Here is a 17,256-nt window from a genome sequence, read left to right as displayed (position 1 = left end):
CTAGGCGCTGACGCGCACGGCCCTGCCGGCGTCGTCGAACCGGGCGCCGGCGCCCAACTGGATAAACCGGACCGTCCGCGCAATCCGCGCCTCGGCGGCGGGGTCTTGGCCTGCGCCGTCGCCCGTGCCGTCGCCTGCGCCGTCGCCCCGGGCCGCACTTGAAGAGAGCGTGCCGTGGATGAGCTGCGCGAGCTGGGCAATGTCCGCCCGGGGCAGGTAGCCCTGGGCCATCCCGTCGCGCAGGATGCCCTGCAGCAGCACGCTGAGCTCGCCCACATGGTCCGCCAGCTTCGCGAAGGACGCCGGCGAAAGGACCGCGCCCATGGCCGGGCCGGGCGGGAGATGCCGGCGGCTGAGGTCCTCGACCTGGGCGCGCACATAAAGTGCCAGCCGCTCCACCGGGTTTTCCAGCGAGTCCAGCGAGTCCCGGAGGTCCAGGAGGAACCGTTCGGTCTCGTCCAGGGCGTATGCGATCAGCAGCTCTTCGATGTCCGCGTAGTAGTTGTAGACGGCGGTACGGCCGATCCGCGCGTGCCGGGCCACATCCGTCATGGTCAGGCCGGGCAGCCCGTGGGTGAACAGCAGTTCCCCGAACGCGGTCAGGATACGGCGTTGGGTCTCGGCACGTTGGGCGGCGTTGCTCGCGGCCGAAATCCTGGGCATACGGACACTTTAGCGCGATCTGTCACCAAACTGCTGCAGGACGTCAGACGGCGCAGCCGTCCGGGCCGCAGGCATCTCCGGCGCCGTCGGCCGTGCCGTCGCCGGTGGCGTTGACCATCACGAGCGGGTTGCTTTCCTGCCACGCCTGTTCGAGTGCCGCGGTGAAGGTCTCCGCAGACTGGGCGCCGGAGAGCCCGAACGTCCGGTCGATCACGAAGAACGGGACGCCGTTGATGCCCAGGGCGCGGCCCTCCTCAAAGTCCCGCCGGACGTCGTCGGCGTACTTGTCGGAGCTGAACAGCTCGGCCAGTTCGCCGGCGTCGATCCCGAGGTCCAGTCCCAGGGACGTGAGGTACGCCTCGTTGCCGATGTCCTTGCCGTGCTCGAAATGGTCGCTGAGCAACCGTTCCTTCGCGGCGTCCTGCTTGCCGCGGGCGGCCGCGAGGTGGATCAGGCGGTGGGCGGTGAAGCTGTTGGCCACGACGACGTCGTCAAAGCGGTAGTTGAGGCCCTCGCCCTTGGCCTGGGCCGCCACGTGCTCGAACATCTGCGAGATCTGGTCCGGTGCCATGCCCTTGCGCGTGCTCAGGTACTCCAGTTCAGTGCCGTCGTAGTGTTCGGGGAGAGTGGGGTCCAGCTGGTAGCTGCGCCATTTCACCTCCACCGAATCGCGGTGCGGGAAGGCGGCCAGGGCGGTTTCAAAGCGGCGCTTGCCGATGTAGCACCAGGGGCAGGCCACATCGGACCAGATCTCAATCTTCATGCTGGAGACAACCGCGCGGGTGGCAGCCGCATTCCCGGAACGGGTTGTCAGTTCGGTCACGGACGTGCCCGCACCCTGGCGCCCGCCCTGCTCAGGGCGTGACCGCGCGCTCCATGACGAAGTCGTGTTCCACCGTGTTGCCCAGTTTGAAGGACTTGGTCCCGACCGTGCGGAAGCCGGATTTCTCGTAGAACCGGATGGCACGGGAGTTCTGGCTGTTCACGCCCAGCCAGAGTCCGCGGGCGCCGGCGGCTGCGGCCGTGCTGATGCTGGCGTGCATCAGTTCGGCCGCCGCACCGAGTCCGTGGTGATCGGGGTGGACGTAGCACTTGCTGAGTTCGGTGCACGGCAGCTTGGTCAGGACCGCGGCCACCTCCGGGTCCCCGGCGGGGCGGGCTACCAGCAGGCTGTAGCCGCGGAGTTCGCCGTGGGCGTCGATCGCAAGCACGGTCACGTCAGGGTCGGCGAGGTAGGTGCGGAAGTTGGCCTCGCTGAGGGTGCTGGCCAGGTGTGCGGCGATGTCCTCCGCGGTCGAACCGGGCGGGCAGGCGAGCGGGAAGGTGACGACGGCCAGCTCGGCCAGCCGGCCGGCGTCGTCCGCGGTTGCCGTCCTGATTATGTGCGTCATGCCGAAAACCCTAGCGCGTCATGCGTGCGGAACAGTAGCGAAAAAGCGGCTACTGCTTGAAGGCGGCGTCGAAGGAGGTGCTCGACGCCGGGAAGTCGTACTTCTTGAGCGCGGCGAGGGCTTCGGGGGCGCCATGGAGGCGGTCCATGCCGGCGTCTTCCCATTCGACGCTGATCGGGCCGGTGTAGCCGATGGCAGTGAGGGCGCGGAAGGACGATTCCCAGGGCACGTCGCCGCGGCCGGCGGAGACGAAGTCCCAGCCGCGGCGCGGGTCGCCCCAGGGCAGGTGCGAGCCCATCACGGTGTTCCGGCCGGTGGGGCGCAGCTTCGTGTCCTTGCAGTCGACGTGGTAGATCCGGTCCTTGAAGTCCCAGATGAAGGAGACAGGGTCGATGCCTTGCCACATGAAGTGGGAGGGGTCCCAGTTCAGCCCGAATGCTTCGCGGTGGCCGATCGCATCGAGGGTGCGGACGGTGGTCCAGTAGTCGTAGGCGATTTCGGAGGGGTGGACTTCGTGGGCGAAGCGGACGCCGCATTCGTCGAAGACGTCCAGGATGGGGTTCCAGCGGTCGGCGAAGTCCTGGTAGCCGGCCTCTATGACCTTCTCCGGGACGGGCGGGAACATCGCGACGTACTGCCAGATGGAGGAGCCGGTGAACCCGACGACGGTGTCCACGCCGAGTGCCTTGGCGAGCCGGGCGGTGTGTTGCATTTCCTCGGCGGCCCGCTGCCGGACGCCTTCGGGGTCGCCGTCGCCCCAGACCTTGGAACCGACGATGGCTTCGTGGCGGAAGTCGATCGGATCGTCACACACGGCCTGGCCCTTGAGGTGGTTGGAGATGGCCCAGACCTTGAGGTTGTACTTGTCCAGCACGGCAAGTTTCGACTCGACGTAGCCGGGTTCGTCCCAGCGCCAGGCGTCCAGGTGGTCGCCGGAGGCAGCAATTTCCAGGCCGTCGTAGCCCCAGCCGGAGGCGAGCTTCGCGACCTCCTCGAAGGGCAGGTCGGCCCACTGGCCAGTGAAGAGGGTGTACGGGCGGGACATGTCAGGCTCCTTCAGGGAAAGCGGTCGGTGCGGGTGCAGCAGCGGCGTCGCGTGCAGGGCTGAAGGCGAGCTGGATGATCGAGCTCTTGGCGGCCGCGCTTTCCTCCACTGCGGCCAGAATACGCTGGACCGTCAGACCGTCCTCGAACGACGGCGAAGGCTCGGTTCCGTTGCCAATCGCGGCCAGGAAGTCGCGGATCTCATGCGTGAAGGTGTGCTCCCAGCCGATCACATGCCCCTGCGGCCACCATGCTTCAAGATAGGGGTGCTCGGGTTCGTTGACGAGGATCTGGCGGAAGCCCTGCTCGCGGACCGGGAGCGTGGCGTCCAGGAAGCCGAGTTCGTTCAGCCTCTCGAGGTCGAAGAGGATGGCGCCCTTCTCGCCGTAGATCTCCAGTTTGAGCGAGTTCTTCTGTCCGGTGGCCACCCGTGAGACTTCCACCGAGGCGATGGCCCCGGAGGCGAGCGTGAGCGTGGCCCAGGCGGCGTCGTCGACCGTCACTTCTTCCGGACCGTTGGCGCCGGGGCGGTGCGTGGCGAAGGTGTGGGTCCGGCCGGAAACCTCGGTGACCTGGCCGCCGAGAAGGAACAGCACCTGGTCGATCGCGTGGCTGGCGATGTCGCCGAGGGCGCCGGAGCCCGCGGTCTCCCTGCGCAGCCGCCAGGTCATGGGCGACTCCGGATCCACGAGCCAGTCCTGCAGATAGGCTGCCCGGACGTGCCGGATGGACCCGAGCCGGCCCTCGGCGATCAGTTCCCGGGCCAAGGCCAGGGCCGGGACGCGGCGGTAATTGAAGCCGATCATGGACTGGACGCCGCCGGCCCGGGCCGTGCGGGCAGCCGCGGCCATGGCCTCCGCCTCGGCGAGGGTATTGGCCAGGGGTTTCTCCACCAGCACGTGCTTGCCGGCAGCGAGGGCCGCGATCGCGATCTCGGCGTGCATCCACCCCGGGGCGCAGATATCGACGATGTGGATGTCGTCCCGGGCGATCATCGCGCGCCAGTCGGTGCTGGATTCCGCCCAGCCGTACCGTTCGGCCGCGGCCGCGACTCCGGCCGGGTCACGCCCGACGAGGACGCGCTGGTCGAAGGCAGGCACGTCGAAGTAGCTGGACACGTTGCGCCAGGCGTTCGAGTGGGCCTTGCCCATGAACGCATAGCCGATCATGGCCACCCCGAGCGGGGCAGGGCCGGGCGGTGTGTGGGTGGTGCCGGCTGCCGCCGGCAGTGGCGCGTTCGCCGTCGTCATGGTGGTGCTCCTCAAAACTTAGGGTGGCGGTTACTTCACGGCGCCGGCGGACAGGCCTGCGACCAGGTGCTTCTGGACCAGGATGAAGCCGATCAGGACGGGGAGGCTGACCACCACGGAGGCGGCCATCAGCTGGTTCCAGAACACGTCCGACTCGCTTGCATAGGACTTCAGCCCGAGGGAGAGGGTTTTGGTGGACTCATTGGTCAGGACAGACGCAAAGAGAACCTCTCCCCAGGCGGATATGAAGGAATACACCGCCACCGCGATGATGCCCGGCTTGGCCACCGGCAGGATCACCCGGAACAGGGCACCCATCCGGCCGGTGCCGTCGATCATCGACGCCTCTTCGAGCTCCTTGGGGATGGAGGCGAAATACCCGGTCAGCATCCAGATGGCGAACGGCAGGGTGAACGTCATGTACGTGATGATCAGGCCCAGGTACGAGCCCTGGAGCTGCAGCCCGGTGATGTTCCGGATCTGGGTGAAGATCAGGTACAGCGGCAGGAGGAACAGGATGCCCGGGAACATCTGGGTTGACAGCACCGTCAGGCTGAACGCGCGGCGGCCGCGGAACTGCAGCCGGGCGACGGCGTACGCGGCCAGGACGGCGACGGTCACTGAGCAGATGGTGGCGGCCACGGTGATGATGAGGCTGTTCTGGAAGTACTTGGCCAGCGGCACCGTGGTCCAGATGTCGAAGTACGGTGCCGCGGTGATCTCGTCGGGAATCCACTGGAACAGCCCGGAAACGTCCTTGAGCGGCTTGAGCGAGGTGGAGACCACGACGTAAAGCGGGACGGCCACCCACAGGGACAGGATGGTCAGGACAATGTTCCGCAGAATGCGGAAGTTGCGAGTCTCAATCATTGTCGGCCCCCTTGGGCAGCACCATGCGGATGTAGAAGAAGGACGCAATGAACAGGGCGATCAGGAGCAGCACGCTCATGGCGCCGCCCAGGCCGAAGTTCCAGCTGCCGAAGGAGTTCTGGTAGATCAGCGGCGAGACCAGGGTGGCTTCCTTCGGGGAGGCCGCGCCAAAGAGTACAAACGGGATGTTGAACTGGTTGAAAGTCCAGAGGGACATCACCAGCAGCAGCACACCGTTGGCGGGGCGGACCAGCGGGAGGGTGATGGTGCGGAACTGCTGCCAGAGCGAGGCGCCGTCGATCGCCGCGGCCTCGTAGACGTCGGTGGGGACGTTCTGCAGGGCGGCCATCAGCATCAGGAACGCGAAGGGCCACAGCTGCCAGATGTTCACCACGATCATGGCGCCGAAGGAGTTCTGGCCCAGAAGCCAGAACGGACGGTCGTCGCCGAAGAGGTGGAGTGTGTCCACGAGAATCTGGTTCACGGCGCCGTCGCGCTGGTTGAACATAAACGCCCAGGCGATGGTGCCCACATAAGCCGGCAGGGCGTAGGGGACCAGGAAAAAGGTCCGCAGGATTGCGCGGCCCTTGAAATTGGATGAGAGGAACACGGCCCCGGCCATGCCCAGGACCCACGAAAATCCGACCACCGTGACGGTATAGAGCAGGGTCCGGCCGACGGTGCTGAAGAACGCCTGGCCGATGGTGCTTTCGGGGTTCAGGCCGTTGATGAAGTTCTGCAGGCCGACGAACGGGGCGTTGAGCCAGTTGGTGAGGTTGAGCTGGGTGAGCGAAATGAAGGCAATCCAGACGCCCAGCAGCATCGGGCCGATATGGATGAGCAGTTCGAGCAGGGCCGCGGGAAGTATCAGTCCGTAGGGGAGGACGTTCTTCCTCTTCTTGCGGACCGGAGTGGCTGCGACGTCGGAAGGCGGAGCGGGAACGGGTTGCGGGGCGGGATCTTCCCCGGGGACGGCTGGGCCGCGGTCCAATGCTGAGTGGGTCATGGAAGCTCCTTGGCCAGGGATGCGGGGGCACGGCCCCCGCATCCGTCAGGCATCGTTACTGGGCCGCAGCCATCTGGTTGTTGGCGTCCTTGAGGGCCGCCTGGACATCGGCTTCGGAGACTGTTCCGGTGGCCGCCTTGGCGTAAAGGTTCTTGATGGCCGTACCCGTGAGGGTTTCCATCTGACCCTCGTTGGCGATCAGCGGCATCGGCAGCGCGTGGTTGGCCAGGGCGTCGTTCTTGAGCTTGACCTCTTCAGTCTGGAACGCCGCGTCCGAGGAAGCGCCGGAAACCACGGGCAGCGAGCGGTAGGCCTTGTTCAGGGCGGCCTGTTCGGCGTCGTTGGTGAGCCAGCCGGCCAGCTTGATCGCGTTTTCCTTGTTCTTGCTGTTCTTGAACACGCTCAGGTTGATGCCGGCGACGTGGCTCTGCGTTCCCTCGGGGCCGCTCGCGCCGGCGGCCATCATCGGGACCGGGGCAACGGCCCAGTCCGTGAAGCCGCGGGCCTCGAAGGTCTTGACCGGACTCTGGTCGAACAGCATGGCAGCCTTGCCGTTGATCAGGTTTTCGACCTTCTGCGCGCCGTCCGAGATTTCAGCGTCCGACGGCGACATCACCTTGTCGGTGGCCATCAGGTCGATCCACTGCTTGACTCCCTTGACCTGGGCGGCGCTGTCGAAGGTCGGCTTGCCGTCCTTGTCGAAGAGCGAGCCGCCGTTCTGGAGTCCGCGGACGAAAGCCTGGTGCGAGTTTGCGGAGACCGAGGCGCCGGCCGCCGTGAAGCCCCACTGGTCCGGCTTGCCGTCGCCGTTAGTGTCCTTGGTGAGTTTTTTCGCATCCGCGACGAACTCATCCCACGTGACCGGCGGCTTCTCGATGCCGGCGGCCTTGAACATCGTCGGACTGTAGTACATGTTGTAGGCCAGTCCGTAGAGCGGGACCGACGTCGGGGTCTTGCCGTCGGCGCCGCCCGTGGACCAGCTGGTCTTCAGGAACCGGTCCTTGCCGCCGACGGCGTCGAGCAGGGCACCCTCCACCGGCTCGAACGCCCCGGTCTCCTGCAGGGTCACGGCCCAGGTGTTGCCGATGTTCAGCACGTCGGGGCCGTCGCCGCTCGTGACGGCGGTCAGGATGCGGTTGTACAGATCGTTCCAGCCAATCACCTCAAGCTTGACCTTCACGCCGGTCTTCTCGGTGAAGCGGTCCAGGCTGGGCTTGAGCTTTGCCGCGGTGTCCTCGAGGCTGTTGCCCTGGTTCGAGGCCCAGTACGTGATGGTGTCGGTGCTGGAGGCCTGGCCGCCGCCGCCGCAGGCGCTGAGGCCCAGGGCCATGGCCGCCGTGGCGGCTACTGCCGAGAGGACTTTCAAGGGGTTCTTCATGGTTGCTCCGGGTTTCTCGTCGTCGAGCTGGGGCTTTGGTGGGGGTGAAGCTAGGCGGACAGGGTGGCCGCCGTGGGATCCCAGTCCTCGGGCAGCGCCGGGACCTTGGTGGCGGAACTTTCGACATCCACGAAGGCGCGGGTGTCGATGGACTCGGAAATGGAGGCCATGGTGTCGAGGATGTGGAACGCCAGCTCGCCCTGGGCCCGGTGCGGCCGGCCTGCGCGGATGGCGCGTGCCATTTCCAGTACGCCGGCGCCGCGGCTTGCGGTGGAGCCCACGGACGGGACGGTGGTCCAGTCGTCGGAGCCGCGCGGGCAGATCCGGATGTCCCCGTCGAACATGTTCGGGTCCGGCAGGGCGATCGTGGCGTCGGAGCCCGTGATCTCCACGAATCCGGCGCGCTTGAACGGTGAGTCGAAGCTGAAGATGCTCTGGGCCGATTCGCCGCCTACAAACTCCAGGATGGAGCTGACATGCGTGGGGACGGTGACGGCGAACTCTTCGCCGGCCTTGGGCCCGGAACCGATGATGCGGGTCTCGCGGGACTTCGAGCCGAAGGCCGCCACCCGGCGGACGCTGCCGAAGGTCTGGACCAGGGTGGTGAGGTAGTACGGGCCGATGTCGAACAGCGGGCCGGCGCCGTCCTGGAAAAGGAACGCGGGGTTCGGGTGCCAGGATTCCGGGCCGGGGGACTGCATCAGTGTCAGGGCCGTCAGCGGGGTGCCGATGTCGCCGCGCTCGATCATCCGGCGGGCCGTCTGCAGGCCGGCACCCAGGAAGGTGTCCGGTGCGCAGCCGAGCCGGGCGCCGGCGGCGTCGGCTGCCTTGAGCAGGCCGAGTCCGCTTTCCCGGTCCAGGGAGAAGGGCTTCTCGCTCCAGACATGCTTCCCGGCGTTGACCGCCTGGGTGGCCACCTCAACATGGGCTGCGGGGATGGTCAGGTTGATGACGATCTCGACGTCGGGGTTCCCCAGCACGGCGCCGACGCCGCCGTGGTGGGCGATCCCGTACTCCGCGGCGCGGGCCGCGGCCACCTCCTCGAAGAGGTCTCCGATCGCGACGACGCGGACGTCCGGGAAGCTGGTGAGGTTGTCAAGGTACTGCTTGCTGATGACGCCCGCGCCGATGATGCCGATGCCGACCGGGCCGGAACCCAGCGGGGCCGCCTGGGTCCCTGCTGCTGGGTGGCTCATGCTGAGACCTTCCCTGCGCTCAGGTAGTTGTAGCTGTCCCGCACGGCGTCGAACATGTCGCCCTGGAAATCGTCGAGCTCGATCACTCCGGCTTCGAGGGAGCGGGCGGCGTCCAGCACGTCCCAGATGGGCATCTTGCCGTCGCCGACTGCCAGCTGGCTGGCGGGGTCCGAGCTGAGCGGGCCATCCTTGATGTGGATGAACTTCACCCGGTCGCCGAGGCGGGCGAGCAGTTCGGCCGGGTTCTGGCCTCCGACCGCCGCCCAGTAAGTGTCGAGTTCCAGCACGACCTCGGGGTTAAGGTGGTCGGCGAGGTGCTCGAGGGCGGTCTTGCCGTCGATGACGGACTCAACTTCCCACCAGTGGTTGTGGTAGCCCACCCGGACGCCGTAGCCGGCTCCCTTGGCGGCCGCGGCGTTGAGCTGCCCCGCGGTTTCCTTGATGTCTTCGATCGTGTTCCAGCGCTCGACGGGCACATGCGGGTCAATGACGGTGCCGATCCCCAGCTGCTGGGCGGCGGTGAAGATGGCGTCCTGATCGTCACTCAGCAGGGGAGCATGGCCGGACGGTGCGGTGAGGTTGTTCTCTGCCATGGCCTGCTTCAGTTCAGCGGCTTTGGCGACGAAACGGTACGGCTCAATCTTGGTGAAGCCGATTTCTGCCAGGCGCTGGATAGTTCCAGCGAGATCCTCTTCAAGAGCCTTACGGACCGTGTAGAGCTGGATCGAGTATGACACTGTCTCTCCTCGTCGTTGGGGTGCGAGCTGCAACCGCGGCTCCCTTTGGATGAACTTGTCATTCCCAGGTTCATGCCTGTGGGTGGGCTGGCTCACACCCAAAGCTAGAGGGGCTTTTGTCGAGCGTCAAGCAAAAGTTGAAAAGTTGGTTAAATCTTTCTGAAGCGTGACACGCATAAGAACTTCGTGCTATCACTTACTCATGAGCACGCCCACCGGCCCTGAACCCGCCGCCACCGAGTCCGCCGGCAGTCTGTCCCGTGCCGGGGACCTGTTCCAGCTCCTCCGCGACGGCAAGGCCCGGACCCGCGCCGAGCTGGCCCTGACCACCGGGCTGGCGCGCTCCACCGTCGCCTCCCGCATCGATGCGCTAATGCTCTCGGGGCTTGTCGGCCCCGCCGGTGAGGCGAGCTCCAGCGGTGGGCGGCCGCCGTCGCGCTTCGCCTTCAACCCGGCCGCCCGTGTGGTCCTGGCCGTGGATGTGGGCGCCACCCACGTCATCCTCGCCGTGACGGACCTGAGCGGAAAAGTACTCGCCGAATACCGGCTGGCGCAGGACGTGGCCGCCGGACCGGAAGCCGTGCTGGACCGCGTGGTGGCGGAAGGGATCAAGCTGCTCAGCCAGGCCCGGCGCGGCAAGGCGGACCTGGCGGGCATCGGGATCGGGCTCCCCGGGCCGGTGGAGCACGCCACCGGCACGCCGGTGAAGCCGCCGATCATGCCCGGCTGGGACGGGTTCGACGTCGTCCGGCACGTCCAGCGCTCGCTGCCGGTCCCGGTGCTGGTGGACAACGACGTGAACATCATGGCCCTGGGTGAACGGACCGCATATTGGCCCGAGCACGAGAACTTCCTCTTCATCAAGGTGGCCACCGGCATCGGCGCGGGCATCATCAGCAGCGGCCAGCTACAGCGCGGCGCCAATGGCACCGCCGGCGACCTCGGCCACGTCCGGGTTCCGCGCGGCGACGATGTGCTCTGCCGCTGCGGCAACTACGGCTGCCTCGAGGCACTGGCCTCCGGTCCCGCCGTCGCGCACTCACTGACCGAGCGGGGCCTCAATGCGGAGAACGGGGGCGACGTGCTGCGGCTCGTGGCCGAGGGCAATTTGCAGGCGATCCAGGCCCTGCGTCAGGCCGGCCGGGATCTCGGCGACGTGCTGACGACGGTGGTGAACCTGCTCAACCCCTCCACGATCGTGATCGGCGGAAGCCTGGGCCAGGCCGGGGAACACCTGATGGCAGGGGTCCGCGAGGTGGTCTACCGGCGCTCGCTTCCGCTGGCCACGACGCACCTACGGATCGGCCTGTCCATGGCGGGGGACCAGGCCGCGATCCTGGGCGCCAGCCAGATGGTCACCCAGTACGTGCTTTCGCCGGCAGTGATCGAGGCGACGCTGCAGGCCACAGGCTGAGCCCGTAATTTGCGTGGGAGTCATATTCGCGGCGCCCGTCGCGGGTGCGTGATAGCAATGGGACTGATGAAAGCATATTTCTGCCCGCTGGCCGGGCCGCGGTACCCATGACGGCGAATATTCTCTCCCGGGTGCCGCGCGGCTGGATCCTGCTGGCCGCGATCGGACTCATTGCCCTGAACATGCGCGGCCCGTTCGTGGCCGTGGCGCCGGTGGTCGGTCTGATGCAGCGGGAGCTCGGCTTCACACCGGTCGAACTGGGGTTCCTCACCGGCATCCCGGTGCTCTGCTTCGCCCTCGCCGCGCCGCTGGCCTCCCTCGCCGGCCGCAAACTCGGCGCCGAAGTCGCCATCACCCTGACCCTCCTGGGCGTGCTGCTGGGCGTGATGGTGCGGTCCGCGGGCGGTGGCGGCCTCGTCATGCTGGGTACGGTGATCCTCGGCATCGCCATCACGGTGGGAAACATCGCTGTCCCGCTGATCGTCCGGCGGGACTTTTCCCCGGCCCGGCAGGGCGCAGCCATGGGCATCTACACCGCAGCCTTCAACGTCGGCTCCTTTCTAACCTCCGTGGTGACCGCGCCGCTGGCCGAACTGCTGGGCTGGCGCCCGGCCATCGCCGCGTGCGGCGTCTTCGCGTTGGCGGCGGCCGTGGTCTGGGCGTTGGCCTTCGGCGGCCGGGCCTTCATCCCCGAGGCCGCCCCCGCTTCCGACCCGGCACGGGCGGCCCGCAAACCGGCGTCGCGCTGGATCACCGTCGGCCTGACCGCCGGGTTCGCCGGGCAGGCCTTTTCCTACTACGGCGTGACCGCCTGGCTGCCGAGCCTGCTCGCCGACGAACTCGGCATGGCGCCGGCCGCCGCTGGTGCGGGGTCATCACTGTTCCAGATCCTCGCCATCGCGGGCAGCCTAGGCGTTCCGTTAGCGGCCCGCTTTGCCAGTACGACGACGGTCGGCCTCGCCTTGGGGCTGTTGTGGCTGACGGTGCCCGTGGGCTTGCTGCTGGCCCCGGAGCTGTGGTGGCTGTGGTCCTCGTTCGGCGGGGTGGCCCAGGGCGGCGGCATCACCCTGATCTTCATCGCCATCATCCGGCTGGCCCGGGACCAGGCCTCGGCGGGGCGGATGTCCGCCGTCGTGCAGGGCGCCGGCTACTGCTTCGGAGCCCTGGCGCCGACCCTGCTGGGCTACGTGCACGGCGTCTCGGGCTCCTGGGCCGGCCCGCTGCTGATGGTGCTCGGCTCGGTGGGAGTCTTCATCCTCGGCACGGCGTCGTCCCTGCGCCACGTCCCCAAGGTCAACTGACTCGCCGCTCCGACGCGATTTGCACTGACCCCGGCGCGAACGGACACTTGAGGCCCGCGTTTGCGAGACGCGGGCCTCAAATGTCCGTTCGGCGCCCTTGTTGCTGACGTGGTGGGTCTTCCTAGGCCGCGACGAGGGCCGGGTCCCCGGTGGTGACGTCGCCGCCGTCGCGCGCTTCATGCAGGAAGCGGTCGTAGGCCGGCAGCGTCAGGAAGGCCGGGAACTCGGTGCTGAGCGTGACTTCCTCGAAGATGTCCCGCGCGTCGGCAAAGCGGTCCCCTTCGAAGCGTTCCAGTTTCGAGAACTCCTCGTCCAGCATGTCCTCCACCCACTCGCGGGTGATGACCTCGCCGGTGTCCGTGATGGCCCGGGCGAAGATCCACTGCCACAGCTGCGAGCGGGAGATCTCCGCGGTGGCGGCATCCTCCATCAGGTTGTGGATGGCGACGGCGCCGTTACCGCGCAGCCAGGACTCGATGTAGCGGATCCCCACTTCGATGTTGTTCCGGATGCCCTGCTCGGTGATGGTACCGGTGGTGGCGGCGATATCGAGCAATGCGCGGTCGTCGGGAGTGACGTCCTCGCGGAGGCGGTCCAGCTGGTTCGGGCGCTCGCCGAGGACGCCGTCGAACACCTCGCGGCACACCGGAACGAGGTCCGGGTGCGCCACCCAGGAGCCGTCGAAGCCGTCGGCGGCCTCGCGGGTCTTGTCCGCGCGGACCTTCTCGAAGGCGCTCGCGTTGGCTTCCGGGTCCTTGCGGTTCGGGACGGCCGCGGCCATCCCGCCGATCGCCATGGCGCCGCGCTTGTGGCAGGCCCGCACGAGCTGTTCGGTGTAGGCGCGCATGAACGGCTGGGTCATGGTGACCTGGCCGCGGTCCGGAAGCACGAACCGGGGCCCGCGGGTGCGGAAGTTCTTGATCAGCGAGAAGATGTAGTCCCAGCGGCCGGCGTTCAGGCCCGCGGCGTGGTCTTTGAGCTCGAAGAGGATCTCCTCCATTTCGAACGCGGCCGTGATGGTCTCGATCAGCACCGTGGCGCGGATGGTGCCTTGCGGGATGCCCAGCAGATCCTGCGCCTGGACGAAGATGTCGTTCCAGAGCCGGGCCTCGAGGTGGTTTTCGATCTTCGGCAGGTAGAAGTACGGGCCCTTGCCCTGGGCCATCAGGCGGCGGGCGTTGTGGAAGAAGTACAGCCCGAAGTCCACGATCCCGCCGGCAATCGGCACGCCGTCGATGAGCATGTGCTTTTCCGGCAGGTGCCAGCCGCGCGGCCGGACCACGATCGTCGGCAGGTCCTCGGCGGGGCGCAGCCTGTACTCCTTGCCCTCCGGGGAAGTGAAGTCGATCCGGCGTTCCAGCGCATCCGTGAGGTTCAGCTGGCCCTGGATCACGTTGCGCCAGGACGGGGTGGAGGAGTCCTCCATGTCCGCAAGCCACACCTTGGCGCCGGAATTCAGCGCGTTGATGGTCATCTTCTTATCCACCGGACCGGTGATTTCCACGCGGCGGTCCGCCAGGCCCGGGGCCGGGGGAGCGACCCGCCAGTTGGGATCGTTGCGGACGGACTCGGTCCCGCGCAGGAAACGCGGGTCCTGGCCCTTGGAGATCAGGTTGCGGCGCTCCTGCCGGGCCTGCAGCAGTTCCAGCCGCCGGCCCGCCGTGGCCCGGTGCAACGTGGCAACAAAGGCCAGCGCGTCCGGAGTAAGCACCTCGCGCTGCCGGCAAATCGGCTGCGCGGTCAACGTAACCCCGTTGATAGTGAAGTTGTCAGTGAAGCTGTTCATTTCGGTCTCCTTAAAGACGAAAAGGGGAGTTCGACGGCGGGTAGCGGCACTGCGGTGACTCAGGCACAAGACGGCGGTCCGGGCATCCGGCAGCCTGCGTAAAAGGGGCCCTGTGCCCGCCCCCGACCGAGTTCTACGAGGTCATGGGGCGGGCGTGGGGAATAGCAGGCAGAGGATCGTCCGGTCCGCCGGCGGACGCAAGCGCCGCCGTCGAACGGGAAGTTTCTAGTGGAACTGGCCTTCTTCGGTGGATCCCACGAGGGCCAAGGTGGATGCGTTCGGGTTGAGCGCGGTAGCGATCTGGTCGAAGTAGCCGGTACCGACTTCGCGCTGGTGCTTGGTCGCGGTGTAACCGCGGGACTCGGAGGCGAATTCCTTCTCCTGCAGCTCGACGTAGGCGCTCATGCCGTCCCGGGCGTAACCGTGGGCGAGGTCGAACATCGAGTAGTTGAGGGCGTGGAAGCCGGCCAGGGTGATGAACTGGAAGGTGAAGCCCATGGCGCCGAGTTCACGCTGGAATTTCGCGATGGTGGCGTCGTCCAGGTGCTTGCGCCAGTTGAACGACGGCGAGCAGTTGTAGGAGAGCATCTGGTCCGGGAACTCGGCCTTGACGGATTCGGCGAACTTGCGGGCCAGCTCCAGGTCCGGGGTTCCCGTCTCCATCCAGATGAGGTCCGAGTACGGGGCGTAGGCCTTGGCGCGGGCGATGCACGGTTCGATCCCGTTGCGGACCTTGTAGAAGCCTTCGGCGGTGCGGACCGGCTGGCCGCCTTCGCGGAGGATGAACTCCTGGTCCCGCGGGTCGACGTCGGAGGTGATCAGGGTGGCCGCCTCGGCGTCGGTGCGGGCGATGATGACCGAGGGGGTGCCGGCCACGTCGGCTGCCAGGCGGGCGGCGTTCAGGGTGCGGACGTGCTGCTGGCTGGGGATCAGGACCTTGCCGCCGAGGTGGCCGCACTTCTTTTCCGAGGCGAGCTGGTCTTCCCAGTGCACGCCCGAGGCGCCGGCCTGGATCATGGACTTCATCAGCTCGTAGGCGTTCAGCGGGCCGCCGAAGCCGGCCTCGGCGTCGGCCACGATCGGGACCATCCAGTCCTCGACCGTCTGGATGCCTTCGGAGAACTCGATCTGGTCGGCGCGGAGCAGGGCGTTGTTGATCCTGCGGACCACCGTCGGCACCGAGTTGGCCGGGTAGAGCGACTGGTCCGGGTAGGTGTGGCCGGAGTTGTTGGCATCGGCTGCGACCTGCCAGCCGGAGAGATAGATGGCGCGGAGCCCGGCCTTGACCTGCTGCACGGCCTGGTTGCCGGTCAGGGCGCCGAGGGCGTTGGTGTACGTGCCTTCCTGGTGCTCCTCGGTGAGCTGCTTCCACAGCTTCTCGGAGCCGCGGCGGGCCAGCGTGTGTTCTTCGGAGACGCGGCCGCGGAGGCGGACGACGTCGGAGGCCTTGTAATCCCGGGTGACACCTTCCCAGCGCGGGTTGGCAGCCCACTCGAGCTCCAGGGCGGCGGCCTGCTCTTCGGGCGTCTGCTGGGTGGGCTCAAATGCTGCAGTCATTGTTGTCTCCTTGGTTGCCCGGGGCCGGCCAGTCTGCGTCTCTGCAGATCCTGGCTGCTTGTTCCCGGATAGTGAATCTTTCCGTGAGATCTACTTTTCTGCACTTTCAAGAGGGTTACTAGATCAAAACTATGGAAAGAAATGCACTTCTTCGCGTATTCTCAAGAAATGCACTCAAGCAGCTGGAACCGACAAGCCACTTCACCCTCCGCCCCCGCAGCGCCGGAGGTGGATGTCATCAGCATGGGCCGGCGCGTCCGCCACCTGCGCAAGGCGGCAGGCCTCACCCTCGATGACCTGAGTGCCGCCGTCGGCACTGCCCCGAGCCAGCTGAGCCTGATCGAAAACGGCAAGCGCGAGCCCAAGCTCGGTCTGCTCCAGCAGCTCGCGGCCGCCCTCGGGGTCAGCATCAATGAGCTGCTCGGCGCGGAGCCGCCCAACCGCCGCGCGGCCCTGGAGATCGAGCTCGAACGCTACCAGCGCAGCGCGATCTACGAGTCCCTCAAACTGCCCAAGATCCGCATCAGCTCGCGGCTGCCGATGGATGTGCTGGAGTCGATGGTGGGCCTGCAGCATGAGCTGGAGCGGCGCTTAAACGAGCAGGTCGCGACGCCGGAAGAGGCCCGCCGCGCGAACGGGGAACTGCGTGCCATGATGCGCGAGCGTAACAACTACTTCCCGGAGTATGAGGCCGAGGCGCAGAAGGTCCTCGCCTCCGTGGGGCACACCAGCGGCCCGCTGTCCCATCACGTCATCGCGGACATCGCCGGGCACCTCGGTTTCAGCCTCCACCACGTGGGCGACCTGCCGCATTCCACCCGTTCGGTGACCGATCTTAAGAACCACCGGATTTATCTGACCCAGAATGTCCGCAGCGAACACGACCCCCGTTCGGTGCTGCTGCAGGCGCTGGGGCACTACGTCCTGGGCCACCAGACCCCCCACAACTACGGCGATTTCCTGATGCAGCGGGTGGCCACGAACTACTTCGCCGCGGCGCTGATGCTGCCGGAGCAGGCCACCGTGGAATTCCTGCAGAGGGCCAAGCAGGCCAAGGAAATCGCCGTCGAGGACATCCGGGACGCCTTCGCCGTGTCCTACGAGACCGCCGCGCACCGTTTCACCAACCTTGCCACCCAGCACCTGGACATCCGCACGCACTTCCAGAAGACGCACCAGAGCGGCATCATCTACAAGGCCTACGAGAACGACGGCGTGACGTTTCCGCAGGACCACACCGGCGCCATCGAGGGCCAGTTTTCGTGCCGGAACTGGACCAGCCGGGTGGTGTTCGATGTCGCCGACAAGTTCAGCGCGTACAACCAGTACACGGATACGCCGGCCGGGACGTACTGGTGCACGGCCCGGACGGAACGCTCCGCTAACGGGGAGTTCTCCCTGTCCGTGGGGGTGCCGTACGCCCAGGTGAAGTGGTTCAGGGGGCGTGACACCACGGAGCGGTCCAAGTCGACCTGCCCGGACGAGAACTGCTGCAAGCGGCCGCCGGCGGCTCTGGCCTCGGAGTGGGCCGGTAATGCCTGGCCTTCGGCGCGGGCGCATTCGCACCTGCTCGCCGCGATGCCGCCCGGCGCGTTCCCCGGCGTGGACGAGACCGAGGTGTACAGCTTCCTCCAGGCCCACTCCGGCAGCTGACCACTAACCC

15 protein-coding genes are annotated in these 17,256 nt (G+C 67.1%); 3 read left to right on the top strand and 12 right to left on the bottom strand.

Annotated features, from left to right (window positions below; genetic code table 11):
• From ABIB26_RS10530 to ABIB26_RS10485, 10 genes are all read right to left on the bottom strand, one after another.
• On the bottom strand, nucleotides 1–663 hold the full coding sequence (locus tag ABIB26_RS10530; RefSeq protein ID WP_354242329.1) for a TetR/AcrR family transcriptional regulator: 663 nt from the start codon (nucleotides 661–663) through the stop codon (nucleotides 1–3).
• A gap of 43 nt (nucleotides 664–706) precedes the next feature.
• Entirely contained in the window at nucleotides 707–1,426 is a 720-nt protein-coding gene (locus ABIB26_RS10525) for a DsbA family oxidoreductase (RefSeq protein WP_354242433.1), read from the bottom strand.
• Nucleotides 1,427–1,517: 91 nt separating this feature from the next.
• Nucleotides 1,518–2,054: a GNAT family N-acetyltransferase gene (locus ABIB26_RS10520; RefSeq protein ID WP_354242326.1), complete on the bottom strand. Its 537-nt coding sequence runs from the start codon at nucleotides 2,052–2,054 to the stop codon at nucleotides 1,518–1,520.
• Nucleotides 2,055–2,103: 49 nt separating this feature from the next.
• A complete protein-coding gene (locus ABIB26_RS10515) occupies nucleotides 2,104–3,099 on the bottom strand; it encodes a sugar phosphate isomerase/epimerase family protein (RefSeq protein ID WP_354242324.1) in 996 nt (331 codons plus the stop codon).
• Between the two features lies 1 nt (nucleotide 3,100).
• On the bottom strand, nucleotides 3,101–4,267 hold the full coding sequence (locus ABIB26_RS10510) for a Gfo/Idh/MocA family protein (protein ID WP_354242431.1): 1,167 nt from the start codon (nucleotides 4,265–4,267) through the stop codon (nucleotides 3,101–3,103).
• A gap of 111 nt (nucleotides 4,268–4,378) precedes the next feature.
• Nucleotides 4,379–5,218, bottom strand: coding sequence for a carbohydrate ABC transporter permease (locus tag ABIB26_RS10505; RefSeq protein WP_354242322.1), 840 nt, complete (start codon nucleotides 5,216–5,218; stop codon nucleotides 4,379–4,381).
• A complete protein-coding gene (locus ABIB26_RS10500; RefSeq protein ID WP_354242319.1) occupies nucleotides 5,211–6,224 on the bottom strand; it encodes a carbohydrate ABC transporter permease in 1,014 nt (337 codons plus the stop codon). The genes ABIB26_RS10505 and ABIB26_RS10500 overlap by 8 nt, the downstream gene beginning before the upstream one ends.
• Nucleotides 6,225–6,279: 55 nt before the next feature.
• The gene (locus ABIB26_RS10495; RefSeq protein WP_354242317.1) at nucleotides 6,280–7,602 is read right to left on the bottom strand and encodes an ABC transporter substrate-binding protein; all 1,323 of its coding nucleotides are present in this window, start codon (nucleotides 7,600–7,602) and stop codon (nucleotides 6,280–6,282) included.
• 50 nt (nucleotides 7,603–7,652) lie between these two features.
• Nucleotides 7,653–8,798, bottom strand: a complete 1,146-nt coding sequence (locus ABIB26_RS10490) for a Gfo/Idh/MocA family protein (RefSeq protein WP_354242314.1) — start codon at nucleotides 8,796–8,798, stop codon at nucleotides 7,653–7,655.
• Nucleotides 8,795–9,535 (bottom strand): sugar phosphate isomerase/epimerase family protein, encoded by a 741-nt coding sequence (locus tag ABIB26_RS10485; RefSeq protein WP_354242311.1) that lies wholly within the window; start codon nucleotides 9,533–9,535, stop codon nucleotides 8,795–8,797. Before ABIB26_RS10485 ends, ABIB26_RS10490 begins: the two co-directional genes overlap by 4 nt.
• Nucleotides 9,536–9,737: 202 nt before the next feature.
• Here ABIB26_RS10485 and ABIB26_RS10480 point away from each other — a divergent pair, with 202 nt between their 5' ends.
• Complete coding sequence (locus ABIB26_RS10480; protein WP_354242308.1) at nucleotides 9,738–10,949, top strand: ROK family transcriptional regulator; 1,212 nt, start codon at nucleotides 9,738–9,740, stop codon at nucleotides 10,947–10,949.
• 107 nt (nucleotides 10,950–11,056) lie between these two features.
• Entirely contained in the window at nucleotides 11,057–12,250 is a 1,194-nt protein-coding gene (locus tag ABIB26_RS10475; protein ID WP_354242306.1) for an MFS transporter, read from the top strand.
• Nucleotides 12,251–12,371: 121 nt separating this feature from the next.
• Here the strand turns inward: ABIB26_RS10475 and aceB are convergent, their stop codons facing one another.
• Together aceB and aceA are read right to left on the bottom strand one after the other, a co-directional pair.
• On the bottom strand, nucleotides 12,372–14,036 hold the full coding sequence (gene aceB, locus ABIB26_RS10470; protein WP_354242303.1) for a malate synthase A: 1,665 nt from the start codon (nucleotides 14,034–14,036) through the stop codon (nucleotides 12,372–12,374).
• Between the two features lie 225 nt (nucleotides 14,037–14,261).
• On the bottom strand, nucleotides 14,262–15,593 hold the full coding sequence (gene aceA / locus ABIB26_RS10465; RefSeq protein ID WP_354242301.1) for an isocitrate lyase: 1,332 nt from the start codon (nucleotides 15,591–15,593) through the stop codon (nucleotides 14,262–14,264).
• Nucleotides 15,594–15,734: 141 nt separating this feature from the next.
• Between aceA and ABIB26_RS10460 the strand changes: the two genes are divergently transcribed.
• A complete protein-coding gene (locus ABIB26_RS10460) occupies nucleotides 15,735–17,246 on the top strand; it encodes a helix-turn-helix domain-containing protein (RefSeq protein ID WP_354242298.1) in 1,512 nt (503 codons plus the stop codon).
• Nucleotides 17,247–17,256: the final 10 nt, after the last annotated feature.

This window comes from Arthrobacter sp. UYEF20 (genome assembly GCF_040546335.1).
In the GTDB taxonomy this organism is placed as follows: Bacteria; Actinomycetota; Actinomycetes; order Actinomycetales; family Micrococcaceae; genus Arthrobacter.
The sequence above is the reverse complement of the archived record's forward strand: the minus strand, read 5'-3'. Positions and strand labels throughout refer to the sequence as shown.

Bases quoted from the DNA above. Each gene is read 5' to 3' on its own strand.
- ABIB26_RS10530 (WP_354242329.1), bottom strand. From the start codon at position 663: ATGCCCAGGATTTCGGCCGCGAGCAACGCCGCCCAACGTGCCGAGACC.
- ABIB26_RS10525 (WP_354242433.1), bottom strand. From the start codon at position 1,426: ATGAAGATTGAGATCTGGTCCGATGTGGCCTGCCCCTGGTGCTACATC.
- ABIB26_RS10520 (WP_354242326.1), bottom strand. From the start codon at position 2,054: ATGACGCACATAATCAGGACGGCAACCGCGGACGACGCCGGCCGGCTG.
- ABIB26_RS10515 (WP_354242324.1), bottom strand. From the start codon at position 3,099: ATGTCCCGCCCGTACACCCTCTTCACTGGCCAGTGGGCCGACCTGCCC.
- ABIB26_RS10510 (WP_354242431.1), bottom strand. From the start codon at position 4,267: ATGATCGGCTATGCGTTCATGGGCAAGGCCCACTCGAACGCCTGGCGC.
- ABIB26_RS10505 (WP_354242322.1), bottom strand. From the start codon at position 5,218: ATGATTGAGACTCGCAACTTCCGCATTCTGCGGAACATTGTCCTGACC.
- ABIB26_RS10500 (WP_354242319.1), bottom strand. From the start codon at position 6,224: ATGACCCACTCAGCATTGGACCGCGGCCCAGCCGTCCCCGGGGAAGAT.
- ABIB26_RS10495 (WP_354242317.1), bottom strand. From the start codon at position 7,602: ATGAAGAACCCCTTGAAAGTCCTCTCGGCAGTAGCCGCCACGGCGGCC.
- ABIB26_RS10490 (WP_354242314.1), bottom strand. From the start codon at position 8,798: ATGAGCCACCCAGCAGCAGGGACCCAGGCGGCCCCGCTGGGTTCCGGC.
- ABIB26_RS10480 (WP_354242308.1), top strand. From the start codon at position 9,738: ATGAGCACGCCCACCGGCCCTGAACCCGCCGCCACCGAGTCCGCCGGC.
- ABIB26_RS10475 (WP_354242306.1), top strand. From the start codon at position 11,057: ATGACGGCGAATATTCTCTCCCGGGTGCCGCGCGGCTGGATCCTGCTG.
- aceB (WP_354242303.1), bottom strand. From the start codon at position 14,036: ATGAACAGCTTCACTGACAACTTCACTATCAACGGGGTTACGTTGACC.
- aceA (WP_354242301.1), bottom strand. From the start codon at position 15,593: ATGACTGCAGCATTTGAGCCCACCCAGCAGACGCCCGAAGAGCAGGCC.
- ABIB26_RS10460 (WP_354242298.1), top strand. From the start codon at position 15,735: ATGCACTTCTTCGCGTATTCTCAAGAAATGCACTCAAGCAGCTGGAAC.